Origin of the sequence: Amycolatopsis sp. NPDC051061, from assembly GCF_040682935.1 — a bacterium.
GTDB lineage: Bacteria > Actinomycetota > Actinomycetes > Mycobacteriales > Pseudonocardiaceae > Amycolatopsis.
In genome coordinates this window covers 184,048-196,235 of sequence record NZ_JBFBBZ010000013.1, presented here as the reverse complement: position 1 = coordinate 196,235, position 12,188 = coordinate 184,048, and the positions used below count along the sequence as shown (strand labels likewise).

Annotated in this window: 12 protein-coding genes; 8 read left to right on the top strand and 4 right to left on the bottom strand. The window is 72.5% G+C overall.

What is annotated here, in order from left to right; genetic code table 11:
* The first annotated feature begins 1 nt into the window (after position 1).
* Positions 2–256, top strand: a complete 255-nt coding sequence (locus AB0N03_RS19990; RefSeq protein ID WP_364373493.1) for a hypothetical protein — start codon at positions 2–4, stop codon at positions 254–256.
* A gap of 129 nt (positions 257–385) precedes the next feature.
* Here the strand turns inward: AB0N03_RS19990 and AB0N03_RS19985 are convergent, their stop codons facing one another.
* Together AB0N03_RS19985 and AB0N03_RS19980 are read right to left on the bottom strand one after the other, a co-directional pair.
* A complete protein-coding gene (locus AB0N03_RS19985) occupies positions 386–832 on the bottom strand; it encodes an OsmC family protein (RefSeq protein ID WP_364373490.1) in 447 nt (148 codons plus the stop codon).
* 5 nt (positions 833–837) lie between these two features.
* Positions 838–1,503: an HD domain-containing protein gene (locus AB0N03_RS19980; protein ID WP_364373488.1), complete on the bottom strand. Its 666-nt coding sequence runs from the start codon at positions 1,501–1,503 to the stop codon at positions 838–840.
* A 136-nt stretch (positions 1,504–1,639) separates the two neighbouring features.
* Between AB0N03_RS19980 and AB0N03_RS19975 the strand changes: the two genes are divergently transcribed.
* Positions 1,640–2,254, top strand: coding sequence for a TetR/AcrR family transcriptional regulator (locus AB0N03_RS19975; RefSeq protein WP_364373602.1), 615 nt, complete (start codon positions 1,640–1,642; stop codon positions 2,252–2,254).
* A gap of 135 nt (positions 2,255–2,389) precedes the next feature.
* On the opposite strand, the gene rpsA is transcribed toward AB0N03_RS19975, so the two are convergent.
* A complete protein-coding gene (gene rpsA / locus AB0N03_RS19970) occupies positions 2,390–3,895 on the bottom strand; it encodes a 30S ribosomal protein S1 (RefSeq protein WP_364373486.1) in 1,506 nt (501 codons plus the stop codon).
* 306 nt (positions 3,896–4,201) lie between these two features.
* Between rpsA and AB0N03_RS19965 the strand changes: the two genes are divergently transcribed.
* The 6 genes from AB0N03_RS19965 to AB0N03_RS19940 all read left to right on the top strand — a co-directional run bounded on the left by AB0N03_RS19965 (position 4,202) and on the right by AB0N03_RS19940 (position 10,209).
* The gene (locus AB0N03_RS19965; RefSeq protein ID WP_364373483.1) at positions 4,202–5,053 is read left to right on the top strand and encodes a class I SAM-dependent methyltransferase; all 852 of its coding nucleotides are present in this window, start codon (positions 4,202–4,204) and stop codon (positions 5,051–5,053) included.
* Positions 5,050–5,961, top strand: coding sequence for a GNAT family N-acetyltransferase (locus AB0N03_RS19960; protein WP_364373480.1), 912 nt, complete (start codon positions 5,050–5,052; stop codon positions 5,959–5,961). The genes AB0N03_RS19965 and AB0N03_RS19960 overlap by 4 nt, the downstream gene beginning before the upstream one ends.
* A gap of 20 nt (positions 5,962–5,981) precedes the next feature.
* Positions 5,982–6,902, top strand: coding sequence for a GNAT family N-acetyltransferase (locus AB0N03_RS19955; RefSeq protein ID WP_364373477.1), 921 nt, complete (start codon positions 5,982–5,984; stop codon positions 6,900–6,902).
* A gap of 150 nt (positions 6,903–7,052) precedes the next feature.
* Positions 7,053–7,748, top strand: a complete 696-nt coding sequence (locus tag AB0N03_RS19950; protein WP_364373475.1) for an ABC transporter ATP-binding protein — start codon at positions 7,053–7,055, stop codon at positions 7,746–7,748.
* Entirely contained in the window at positions 7,745–9,640 is a 1,896-nt protein-coding gene (locus AB0N03_RS19945) for a YhgE/Pip domain-containing protein (protein ID WP_364373472.1), read from the top strand. The genes AB0N03_RS19950 and AB0N03_RS19945 overlap by 4 nt, the downstream gene beginning before the upstream one ends.
* Positions 9,637–10,209 (top strand): TetR/AcrR family transcriptional regulator, encoded by a 573-nt coding sequence (locus AB0N03_RS19940; RefSeq protein ID WP_364373469.1) that lies wholly within the window; start codon positions 9,637–9,639, stop codon positions 10,207–10,209. Before AB0N03_RS19945 ends, AB0N03_RS19940 begins: the two co-directional genes overlap by 4 nt.
* Before the next feature lie 219 nt (positions 10,210–10,428).
* On the opposite strand, the gene AB0N03_RS19935 is transcribed toward AB0N03_RS19940, so the two are convergent.
* On the bottom strand, positions 10,429–12,033 hold the full coding sequence (locus tag AB0N03_RS19935) for a trypsin-like peptidase domain-containing protein (protein ID WP_364373466.1): 1,605 nt from the start codon (positions 12,031–12,033) through the stop codon (positions 10,429–10,431).
* Between the last annotated feature and the right edge of the window lie 155 nt (positions 12,034–12,188).

The window sequence follows — 12,188 nt, the reverse complement described above, 5'->3', positions numbered from 1 at the left end:
GATGGCGGACAGCAAGCACGCCGGGAAGCACCGGCTCGGCACGCCGGGGCTGGCGCACTGCCTTCTCCACCGCACTGTGGCCGACGCGCTGGCGGACTACCGCCGGACCTGGCTCAGCGCCCTGCTCGTCCCGGCCAAGCACAGCTTCGCCGGCCTCCGCCGCAGGGCCCGCGCGGCGGCACTCGAGCGCATCTGGGTCCCGGCGGTGGGCACGGTGACCATCCGGCCGGCGGCCGTCCACGCCGCCGCTGCCTGACGGCCGCTCGCGGGACGGCCGAGCCCCGGTGCGGGCAGGCGGTCAGCTACTCGATGTCTTGAATGACTCATTCAGGTCGTCGGACGTCTTGAATGACTCATTCAAGACACCACCCGGGGGCCGGTTGCCTCAGCGGCCGACCTCGAGCGTGTCGATGGCGATCTCCGCGGACAGCGTCCGGTGCACCGGACACTTGTCGGCGATCAGCATCAGTTTCGCGCGCTGGTCGTCGTCCAGCTCGCCCGCCAGCTCGATCTCGCGCGTGATCCGGCTCAGCATCCCGTGCTCGGTCTCGCACCGGGCGCAGTCCTCGGCGTGGATGCGGTCGTGCCGGAGCCGGATCGTCGCCCGGGTCAGCGGGATGCCCTTGCGGTTCGCGTACATCCGCAGCGTGATCGCCGTGCACGAACCCAGCGACGCGAGCAGCAGCTCGTACGGGTTCGGGCCGGCGTCGGCGCCCCCGACCGCGACCGGTTCGTCGACGAGCAGCTCGTGGGTCGCCGTCGTGACCCGTTGCGTGTAGGTGCCGTCGCCGCTCGCGGTGACGACGACCGTGCCGGACTCGGGGTGCTCCATCCGCGTCAGTCCTCCCAGGGTGATTCCAAGATCGTGGTCACGAAGTCCGTGCGCACGAAGCCTGGCACGAACCGGGCCAGCACGTCGGCTTTGATGTTCCCGAAGGTCGTGTCGGGCCGGTCACGGATGCCGTCGGTGAACGCCGCGAGGATGCGCCGCTTGAAATCCGGCCGCGGGTGCGCGGCCACGACCGCGGCCCGGGCCTCGGCGGGGAGGTCGTGGAACCCGATACCCAGGACGTCGTACTCGACGCCGGCCGTCACTAGCGCGACCTCGGGTTCCATGTGCTCGGGGATGCCCGGGGTGGTGTGCAGCGCGATGGCCGTCCAGGCGACCCGGGCGCGTTCGGCGTCGACGCCGTGGCCGAGCAGGAAGCGCCGGGCCTCGTCCGCGCCGTCGAGCTCGAAGCGCCGGTCGGTGCGGTGGCCGGCGACGAGGCCGAGGTCGTGGAACAGCGCCGCCACGTAGAGCAGCTCGGCGTCGAAGCCGAGGCCGCGGCGCCGGCCCTGGAGCGCGCCGAACTGGTAGACGCGGGCGGAGTGGTCGTACAGGAGCGGGCCCGCGGTGTCGCGCACGTATTCGGTGGCTTCGCGGGCGAGGGCGGTGTCAGGGACTTCGATGGTCATGACGTCGACGATGCCCGTCCGCGCGATGCTCGAACCTGCGTCCATCGGACGGGAACCCCGCACATCCGGACATCCGGCACGTTCCCAAGACGCGCCGGATATCGTATCTTCTGCTGCGGGTGGGTCACCCGGACGTCGTCGTGCGCGAAGGGGGTGCGCCGTGGCCACCAGGCACCTGTCGATGCGTCCCGCCGAGCAGGGCAACCGCGAGCGCTTCCTCGACGCGGCTCTGGCGATGCTGTTCGACCGCGGCGTCACGGGGCTGACGGTGCGCGGCGTGGCCGAGGCGGCCGGCGCGTCGACGATCTCGGTGTACACGCGCTTCGGCGGCCGCGCGGGCCTGCTCGACGCGCTGTACGAGCGCACGTTCGACTCGCTGCGGGCGCTGCTGGAGGGCCTGCCGCCGGCGAGCCCGGACGGAGTCGCGGACCTGCTGCACCTGGCGCTCGAGTACCGGCTGTTCGCCCGGGAGAGCCCGGTCCGCTACGCGCTGATGTTCGAGCGCCCGGTGCCGCGGTTCGATCCGGACCCGGCGCTGCGGTCGGCGGTCCTGCGGACGACGTTCGCGCTGTTCATCGCCCGGGTCCAGCGGGTGAGCCCCCCGGGCGCGGACGCCCGCGAGGCGGCGTACCAGCTGTGGACGGCGATGCACGGCCTGGTCGGGGCGGAGCTGATGCTGGCGTCGCGGACGCCGTTGCCGGACTGGTTCATCCCGCCGACCGACGAGGCGAACGAGCGGATGTACCACCGGGGAGTGACCGCGATGATGACCGGCCTGGGCCTGCGCAACCCCTGAGCCGGACGCGCCGAGCGGACCAGGCCGGCGAACCTCAGCCGACCACCCGAGCCGGAAACCCCGGAACGCAGCGAACCCCCGGTCCACTCAGGACCGGGGGTTCGCTGTCAGCTCAGACGCTCAGAGCGCTGGTGCTCACGCACCGCCGGAGAGCTTCTCGCGGAGCGCCGCGAGCTGCTCGTCGGAGGCGAGGGTGCCGCCGGTGCTCTTCGTGTCGGTCGAGGTCGAGCCCGAGGTGTAGCTCTCCGAGCCGCTACCACCCTCGACACCGGTCGCCGCGTCGGCGGCGGCTTCCGCGTCGGCCTCGACGGCCTTCTGGACCTGCTTCATGTGGGCCTCGTAACGAGTGTGGGCCTGGGCGTACTGGCCTTCCCACTCCTCACGCTGCTTGTCGAAGCCTTCCTGCCACTCCTGGGTGTCCGGGTCGAAGCCCTCGGGGTAGATGTAGTTCCCCTCGGTGTCGTACTCGGCGGCCATGCCGTACTGGGCCGGGTCGAACTCGGTGTCCGGCGTGACACCCTCGTTCGCCTGCTTCAGCGACAGCGAGATGCGACGGCGCTCGAGGTCGATGTCGATGACCTTGACCATGACGTCGCCGTTGACCTGCACGACCTGCTCCGGGATCTCCACGTGGCGCTCGGCCAGCTCGGAGATGTGGACCAGACCCTCGATGCCCTCTTCGACGCGCACGAACGCACCGAACGGAACCAGCTTGGTGACCTTGCCCGGCACGATCTGGCCGATCGCGTGGGTGCGGGCGAACTGGCGCCACGGGTCTTCCTGGGTCGCCTTCAGCGACAGCGAGACGCGCTCGCGGTCCATGTCGACGTCCAGGACCTCGACCGTGACCTCCTGGCCGACCTCGACGACCTCGGACGGGTGGTCGATGTGCTTCCAGGACAGCTCGGAGACGTGCACCAGGCCGTCGACGCCACCCAGGTCCACGAAGGCACCGAAGTTGACGATGGAGGACACGACGCCCTTGCGGACCTGGCCCTTGGCGAGCGCGTTGAGGAACTCGCTGCGCACCTCGGACTGGGTCTGCTCGAGGTAGGCGCGGCGGGACAGGACCACGTTGTTGCGGTTCTTGTCCAGCTCGATGATCTTCGCCTCGAGCTCGCGGCCGACGTACGGCTGCAGGTCGCGCACGCGGCGCATCTCGACCAGGGACGCGGGCAGGAAGCCGCGCAGGCCGATGTCCAGGATGAGGCCGCCCTTGACGACCTCGATGACGGTGCCCTTGACGGGCTCGTCCTTCTCCTTGAGCTCCTCGATCGTGCCCCAGGCGCGCTCGTACTGCGCGCGCTTCTTGGACAGGATCAGACGGCCTTCCTTGTCCTCCTTCTGGAGAACGAGGGCTTCGACCTCATCGCCGACGGTGACAACCTCAGCCGGGTCGACATCGTGCTTGATGGACAGCTCACGCGAGGGGATGACGCCCTCGGTCTTGTAGCCGATGTCGAGCAGGACCTCGTCGCGGTCGACCTTGACGATCGTGCCTTCGACGATGTCACCATCGTTGAAGTACTTGATCGTCTTGTCGATAGCCGCGAGGAAATCTTCCTCCGACCCGATGTCGTTGATGGCGACCTGCGGGGCCGCGTTCGGGGCGGTCGGGGCGGTGGCGGTGTCGATGGTCATTAGGCGGGTTGCTCCGGTGGATGGGATCGAGGGTTGGCAGTTGTCGGCGCGATGGGCTGTTGGGAGCATGCGACGACCCTGCGAGCAAACGTCCACCAGTGAACGACCGCGGCATGACCCGCATAACGGTGCGCGACCCCGAACCCGACCAGGAAAAGCTGAGCGGAAGGCAGCGCGAACCCACTGCGCTGACACTTATCCTACGCGGCGGCCGCTAGGCGGCACAATCAGGGTCCCCCTCGGTCGCTAAGGTCCTCGCGGAAGCAAACCGCACGCACCAGGACGCAGGGACCGGAGACCACCATCATGCCACCGGAGGAGTCCCCCGCGCCGGGGCGGCACGACGCGGCCGAGCACCGGCTGGGCACCGCGGCCGTCGCCTACCGCGCGGTCGGGGGCGCCGAAGCCGCCGCCGCGAACCTGGCCTGGTGGGACGCCGACGCCGACGACTACCAGGCCGAGCACGGCGGGTTCCTCGGCGACGCCGACTTCGTCTGGTGCCCGGAGGGCGTGCGGGAGGCGGACGCACGGCTGCTCGGCGACGTCCGCGGCAAGCGCGTGCTCGAGGTCGGCTGCGGACAGGCCGCGTCCTCGCGCTGGCTGGCGGCCCAGGGTGCCCGCGCCGTGGCGACCGACCTGTCCGCCGGCATGCTGCGCCACGCCCGCGAAGGCAACGAGCGCACCGGCGCCGACGTCCCGCTCGTGCAGGCGAACGCCGAGTACCTGCCGCTGGCGTCCGGCAGCTTCGACGCCGCCTGCTCGGCCTTCGGCGCGATCCCGTTCGTGTCGTCGGTGGACGCGGTCTTCGCCGAGGTGCACCGGGTGCTGCGGCCGGACGCGCCGTGGGTGTTTTCGGTGACGCACCCGATGCGGTGGATCTTCCCGGACGACCCCGGCCCGCAGGGGCTCACCGTCACCCAGCCGTACTTCGACCGCACGCCGTACGTGGAGGTCGACGACGAGGGCACCGCGACCTACGTCGAGTACCACCACACCCTCGGCGACTACGTGCGCGCGCTCGCCGCGGCCGGGTTCACCCTCACCGACCTGGTCGAGCCCGAGTGGCCGGAGGGGCACACGCGGGTCTGGGGCCAGTGGAGCCCGCTGCGGGGACGGCTCTTCCCGGGCACCGCGATCTTCCGCACGCGCCGCTCGTGAACCCCCTGGAGCAGGAGCAGAACGCCCGGTTCGCCGCGCTCGACCCGCTGCTGCCCCCGATCGCCGCCCCGCCGGCGGCGAGCGAACCGCTGGTCGTGACCACGGGCGGGCGCCGGGCGGGCGGCCTGCTGACGCACGTCGTGCACGCCCCGGGGGCGTGGCCCGCGCTGTGGGGCCCGCTCGAGATCTGGGACCTGACCGCGGTGCCGGGCGACAGCGGCGCGGCGGGGCTGACCGCGCTGCTGGGGGCCTGGCGCGACCGGATGCGCGGGACGCGGCCCGATCCGGACTCGGGCTGTTCGCTGGCCTGGCCGAGCCGCGACGCCGAGGCGTCGGCGGTCCTGCTGGCCCACGGCTTCGCGCCGATGACGTGCCTGGCGGTGCGGGCCCCCGCACCGCCCGCGGACGACGGGCCGTCGCGGGTGGCCGTCCGCCTCGCCGGCGAGGGCGACATCGAGGCCCTCACCGACCTGCGCGAAGCGGAATGGCGGTACACCTCGCTCGTCGGCACCGCGGTGCCGCGGGCCGGCGCGCGGGAACTGCTGCGCGCGGAGGTCGTCCGCGCGCTGCGCTTCAGCGGCCTGGTCTGGCTCGCGGAGGACGACGGCGTCCCGGTGGGCATGGCCGCCTGCCTGCCGACCTCGCCGGCGCCGGGCGACGGCATCCACGGCCGGCTCCAGCCAGGCCGCTGGGGGTACGTCGACACGCTGTCGGTCGCGCCCGGCCTGCGGGGCGGCGGCGTGGGCCGGGCGCTGATGGCGGTGGCCCATCGCGAGCTGCTCCGGCCGGAGGTGCGCGGTACGTTCCTCTTCTACCACCCGGCGAACCCGCTCTCGCCGGTGTTCTGGCACCGGCAGGGCTATCGTCCACTGTGGACGATGTGGATCCGGCGACCCGCCTGGTCCTGATCGACGCACCAGGGGGGCCCATGGACATCGCCGAACCGCTGCTCGCCGCCCACCGCGCGCGCTTCGCGGCGGTCGACGCGCTGCTGCCGCCCGCCGCGCCCCCGGCGGAGGGACGGCGGCTGGACGCCGCGACCGCGGACGGCACCCGGGTCGCCGGGGTGCTCCAGCGGCAGCGCGTGGCCCCCGGCGACATCACGACGCTGTGGGCGGCCGCCGACGTCTGGCAGCTCTTCCCGTACTTCGGCGCCACCGGCACCGAAGGCGTGGACCTCCTGCTGCGCGCGCTCAAAGGCGTGGTGGAGGCGGAGGAGACCGGCGACGACTCGGCGTGCGTCGTCCTCTGGCCCAGCCGGGACGCCGAGGCGATCCGCGCCTTCCTCGACCACGGTCTCGTCCCGCTGGCCGCGGTCGGCGTGCGCACGGCTCCCCCGGTCGAGGCGGACCCGGCGGTCACCGTCCGCCGCGCGGGACCCGACGACTTCGGCACGGCGCTGGAGCTGGCCACGGCGACGTTCGACTACACCGGCCTCGTGGCCGCGGCCGGCCGGGACGACACGGCCGAGCTGCTCGCCCCCGCACTGCGGGACGCGCTGGCCGAGGACGAGCCGGCGGTGTGGCTGGCCGAGGAAGCCGGCGAAGCCCGGGCCCTCGCGCACTGCGGGTGGATCGACGCGACCCCGGGGAGCGCGGCGGCCGAGCTGCTCCCGCCGGGACGCTGGGGTTACGTGAACAACGTGGTGACGGTGCCCGGCGAGCGCGGCAGTGGCTTCGGCCGGGCGCTGATGGCCCACGCGCACCGGGAGCTGCACCGGGGCGGCGCCACGCGCACCTACCTCTACTACAACCCGACCAACCCGCTGGCCTCGGTGTTCTGGCACCGGCAGGGTTACCGTCCGCTGTGGACCAGCTGGGAGGTGCGCCCGGCGTCGGCGCTCCGCTGAGCGGACACCCCTTCCGCGGCGCGGGGCCGCTCTGCCCGGTGCGTCACCCACGAGTGTGACGTGCGTCCGGTGATCTTGCCGCGTCCCGCCGCGGGGACTAGCTTTTGAACTGACCGGTCAGTTCAAAAAGTTCCCGACGCTGGAGTAACCGTGCAGGTCCGCGCCGATCGGGTGTCCCTCGAAGGGCACCACGGCCCCTTGTTACCGCCCACCTCGCTGACCGTCGGCGAGGGCGACCTGGCGATCGTGCACGGCGAACCCGGCGTCGGCGTCACCGCGTTCGGCCTCGCGCTGGCCGGCCGGCTGAAGCCGACCACCGGCACGGTGCACGCCGAAGGAACCGACGCCGGGCTGCCCGAGCTCGTCGCCGTCGTCGACGCCCCCGGCGTCAGCGAGCCCGACGACGCCCTCGCCCTGCGCGTGGTCGTCGGCGAGGAGCTGGCGCTGGCCCACCGCCCGGCCGGCAAGGAGGACGTCGCGCGCTGGCTCGCCGGGCACGACGCCGCGCCGTTCGCGGGCACGCGGTTCGAGAACCTCACCCCGGCCCTGCGCACGCGGCTGCTGACCGAGCTGGCCGCCGAGCGCAAGGGCGTGCGGCTGCTCGTCCTCGACACCCCCGACCGGCACACCAGCGACGTCGACAGCTGGGCCGGGCTGGCGCGCGAGCAGGCCGAACGCGGCCTGGCCGTCGTCGTCCTGACCGCGACGACGCCGCTGTCCGCGCTGCCCTTCACGCCCGCGCGCCTCGGCTCGGCCGAGCAGCCCGAGCCGCAGCACCACTCCCCCGAGCCCGGACCCGCCCCCACCGAAGAGCTCCCCGAGAGCACCGACGGAGTCTCCGAATGAACGCCTTCCGGATCGCGCGCAACGAGCTGCGCCGCCTCTCCACCGGCACGATGCCGAAACTGGCGCTGGTCGCGCTCGTGCTGGTGCCGCTGCTCTACGCGTCCTTCTACCTCTACGCGAACTACGACCCGTACGGCCGCCTCGACAAGCTGCCCGCCGCTGTGTTCACCAGCGACACCGGCGCGAAGGACTCCGGCGGCCAGCAGCGCAACGTCGGTCGCGAGGTGACCGACGAGCTCGTCAAGTCGGGCACCTTCCAGTGGCACGAGGTGTCCGAGCAGGAGGCCCGCGACGGCGTCCGCGACGACAAGTACTCCTTCGCGATCGGCATCCCCAGCGGCTTCTCCGCCGCGCTGCTGTCGGTCGGCAACTTCCAGCCGCAGCAGGCGACGATCACGCTGACCACCAACGACGCCAACAACTACCTGTCCGGCACCATCGCCAAGCAGGTGGCCGAGCAGGTGCGCAAGACGATCGCGGAGAAGGTCGGCAGCGAGGCCGCGGATCGGTTCCTGGTCGGCTTCTCGACGATCTACGCCAAGATCCAGGAGGCGTCGACCGGCGCGTCCCAGCTCGCCGACGGCGCTTCACGACTCGAGTCGGGTCAGCAACAGCTGGCCGACGGTGCCGCGAAGCTCGCGGACGGCTCGTCGACGCTGGCGACCGGCCTCGGCACGCTCAAGAGCAGCACGGCTTCCCTTCCCTCGCAGACGGAGAAGCTGGCCGACGGCGCTTCGCAGGTCGCGGCCGGAGACCAGAAGGTCGCCGACGCAGCGTCGCTGGCCGCCACGGCGTCGTCCGACATCCAGGGCAAGCTCGACTCCTACCGCACCCAGCTCGTCACCGACCTGCGCAACGCGGGTGTGCCGGAGGAGCAGGTCCAGGCGATCGTCGCGCGCGCCGATCAGCTGCGCTCCCCGGTCGACCAGGCGAACAGCAAGATCCAGCAGGCCAACGGCGACCTCGCGAAGCTGGCCGACGGCGCCCGGCAGGTCTCCGACGGCGCGGCCAAGCTCGCCGCCGCGTCCCCGCAGCTGGCGAACGGCATCGCGCAGGCGTCCGACGGCGCGAACCAGCTGCGTGACGGCGCTTCGCAGCTCGACGACGGCGAGAAGACCGCCGTCACCGGCACCAACCAGCTGGCGGACGGCGCGGTGAAGCTGCGCGACGGGCTGGCCGCCGGGCTCCAGCAGATCCCGAACCCGGACGACCCGACCCGCGCGGCGACGGCCAACACCATCGCCGACCCGGTGGCGGTGAACGCCAACGGCGAGGCGTCGGCGGGGACGTACGGCGCCGGGCTCGCGCCGTTCTTCATCTCGCTGGCCACGTGGATCGGCGCGTTCGTGCTGTTCCTGATCCTGCGGCCGCTTTCGACGCGCGCGCTGACCGCGGGGGCGGCGCCGTTCCGGGTCGCGGTCGGTGGCTGGCTGTCGTCGGCGCTGCTCGGCATCGCGCAGGTGGTCGTGCTCTTCGGCGCGGTGACGTGGCTGGTCGGCATCCACATCGCGCACCCGTTGGGCGCCATCGGGTTCGCCGTGCTGGTGTCGCTGACGTTCACGTCGGTGGTGCACGCGCTCAACGCGTTCTTCGGCGCGGTCGGGAAGTTCCTCGGCCTGGTGCTGCTGGTGCTGCAGCTGGTCAGCGCGGGCGGGACGTTCCCGTGGCAGACCATCCCGGACGCGCTGTACCCGCTGCACGTGGTGCTGCCGATGGGCTACGCGATCGACGGCTTCCGCCACCTGTTCTACAGTGGCGCCACTGTGCAGATCCTGGGAGACATCGGCGTGCTGCTGGCTTATCTGGTGGGCGGGATCCTGGTGTCCACCCTGGCCGCGCGCAAACGTCGCGTTTGGACGGTGTCGGCGCTCAAACCCGAGCTGAGCCTGTGAGCGGCGGGACGAAGCAGAAGCTCTTCGAAGCCACCTTGCGGCTCTCGAAGAGCCGGGGCCTCGTGGGGCTGACGGTGGACGACATCGCCGCCGAGGCGGGCGTCGCGAAGGGCACGGTCTACTACAACTTCGGCTCGAAGGACGGCCTGGTCGACGGGCTCCTGCGGTACGGGGTGGACATGCTCGCACTTCGGCTGCGCGCCGCGGTTTCGGAGGCGGATCCGCTCGACGTGATCGAGGCGCAGGTCGACACGACGCTGGAGTTCATCGCGGCTTACCCGGGGTTTTCGCAGATCCTGGTGAGCGAGCTGTGGCGGACGCCGGGCCAGTGGCACGACACGCTTTCGTTGCTGCGCGAGGAGATCATCTCGATCGTGAAGCACCAGCTGTCGCGCTTGGAATCGGCCGGCCGGCTGCCGGAGGGAGTGGAAATCCCGACGGCGGCGGCGGGGCTGTTCGGCACGATGCTGGTGGTGGCGCTGGACTGGCAGGTGTTCGGACCGCAGCGGAGTCGGGGTGAGGTGCGGGAAGCGGTGATGGTGCTGATCCGAGGGCTCGGCCGCCGCTGAGGACGGTCGCCGGGTCGGCCGGTTCAGCCGACTTCCGGGGCACCACTCGCGGGGCGCCCCCCGTTTTCCACTTTACCGGTGGGCACCGACAGTTCCGGCACCGAACGCGGTGGACGGGCACTCGGCCGAGGCGGGACCGCGCAGTTCGTGGGCCGGCCCGCCGGGGCGCCCCCCGTTCTCTACTTTACCGTTCGGCACCGACAGTTCCGGCGCCGAACGTCAGCCGCGGTCCTCGATGCGGGCCCGGACCGCGGCTGCGTACGTGTCGACCGCCGTGGCCGCCGCGGTCAGCTCGCAAGGACCGTCGATCAGCAGCCTCTTCGCCGGGACATACACCTGCTCCAGCTCCGGATCGCCCGCCAAGCCCTGCTCGCGCGCGAGCTCGTTGTCCGCGGCCAGGCGCGCCCGCAGTTCCTCGCGGCGGGCGACCAGTCCGTCGAGCACCGCGCGCTGGCGGCGGCCGTCCTCGACCGCCGGGGCGACCGCGTGCTCGTGGCCGCCGATGTGCTTCTCGACCCACTCCGCGTCGCCGTCGACTTCGGCCGACCGCAGCTGCTTCAGCGCGCCGCGCAGCCGCTGGGCCCGGGCGGGCAGCATCGCGACGCCGGTGAACCGGGTCGCCACGCGCAGCTGGTACGCCTCGATCTCGGCGAGTTCCTCGACGGACTGGGTCAGCACGTCGAGCCGGCCCGCGAGGTCGTCCGGCGCCGGGCGGGCCCCGAGGGTGCTCGCCCGCACCGCCGCGACCCCGGGCGAGGACTCCTCCCGGAACCCGAGCAGCAGGCGGATGCCGAGCTCGGCCGCGCGGCCGGCCAGCGGGGCCAGCACCTCGCCGACGAGCCGGTCGGGTTCGGCGGAGTCGTCGATCGCGTCGACGACGAGGGTGCGGCCCGCGACCCCGGTCGTGAGCCGATCGGCGATCCGGTGGCGGACGGCGTCGGCGGTACGGCCGGTGGCATCGACGGCGAGGTCGACGCTGCCGGCCGGCGGCATCCCGCCGGGCGGCAGGCCGGACACGCCGAGGGAGCGTTCGCGGTCGGCGAGGACGATCCCGAACCGCAGGGCCGCGGCGACGGGCGAGCCGGCCTCGCCGGTGTCGACGACCCAGACCGTGCCGGGCTCGGCCTTGGCGAACCAGTCGGCGACGCGCTGCACGAAGGAGCCGTCGACGGCTTCGCCGACGGGCCGCGAAAAACTCGCGTCGACCGCCGGGCTGCCCGAGGTCCAGATGCTCAGCTGCGGCAGGTGCCCGAGCATGGTCTCGACCGGGATCATCCAGGTCCCGGAGTCCTTGCCGACGACGACGCCGACGACGTGGCCGGTCGCCTCGTCGAGCACCGCCGTGCCCCCGAAGCCGGGGCCGAGCGGTTCGGCTTCGGAGGTGCGGAACAACCGGACCCACTCGCCGCCGGGACCGCCGGGGTGCTCGGGGCCGCCGAGCCGTGCGTGGGTCCAGCGGCCGATCGAACCCGGCGGGAACCCGAAGGCGCGCACGAGCTGGTGCTCGCCGAGCGGCATGCGGTGCAACGGTGCGCGGAAGACGCGGGATTCGGGCCGTTCGAGCCGCAGCACGGCGAGATCGCCGCGCCCACCGCCGTCGGAGGGCACCCAGCAGCCTTCGACGACGGCGGCCGTGGCGGGCATCGCCTCGGCCAGGCCGACGAAGTCGACGCTCAGCGCGGAACGCGGACCCCCGGCGGCTTCGACGACGTGCGCACTCGTGAGGACGTGGTACTCGTCGAGAACCGTGCCCGCACCGCACACCCGGCCGAGTTCGTCGTGCAGCCGGACCCGCCAGCGTCGTCGCTCACGCTCGAACCCCATTCGGCGGACCCTACGCCGTGATCGCCACGCCTCGGGTGCCGACCTCCCTACCCAGCGGTAATGGCTCACCCGAACGGAGTCCTCCGTTCGTCGCAATGCCAACGGTTTTCGTGCGCGGATGACTGAACGGGCCCCCGGGGAGACCGTTCAGCGGG

Bases quoted from the DNA above. Each gene is read 5' to 3' on its own strand.
- AB0N03_RS19990 (WP_364373493.1), top strand. From the start codon at position 2: ATGGCGGACAGCAAGCACGCCGGGAAGCACCGGCTCGGCACGCCGGGG.
- AB0N03_RS19945 (WP_364373472.1), top strand. From the start codon at position 7,745: ATGAACGCCTTCCGGATCGCGCGCAACGAGCTGCGCCGCCTCTCCACC.
- AB0N03_RS19955 (WP_364373477.1), top strand. From the start codon at position 5,982: ATGGACATCGCCGAACCGCTGCTCGCCGCCCACCGCGCGCGCTTCGCG.
- AB0N03_RS19935 (WP_364373466.1), bottom strand. From the start codon at position 12,033: ATGGGGTTCGAGCGTGAGCGACGACGCTGGCGGGTCCGGCTGCACGAC.
- AB0N03_RS19985 (WP_364373490.1), bottom strand. From the start codon at position 832: ATGGAGCACCCCGAGTCCGGCACGGTCGTCGTCACCGCGAGCGGCGAC.
- rpsA (WP_364373486.1), bottom strand. From the start codon at position 3,895: ATGACCATCGACACCGCCACCGCCCCGACCGCCCCGAACGCGGCCCCG.
- AB0N03_RS19965 (WP_364373483.1), top strand. From the start codon at position 4,202: ATGCCACCGGAGGAGTCCCCCGCGCCGGGGCGGCACGACGCGGCCGAG.
- AB0N03_RS19975 (WP_364373602.1), top strand. From the start codon at position 1,640: ATGCGTCCCGCCGAGCAGGGCAACCGCGAGCGCTTCCTCGACGCGGCT.
- AB0N03_RS19980 (WP_364373488.1), bottom strand. From the start codon at position 1,503: ATGGACGCAGGTTCGAGCATCGCGCGGACGGGCATCGTCGACGTCATG.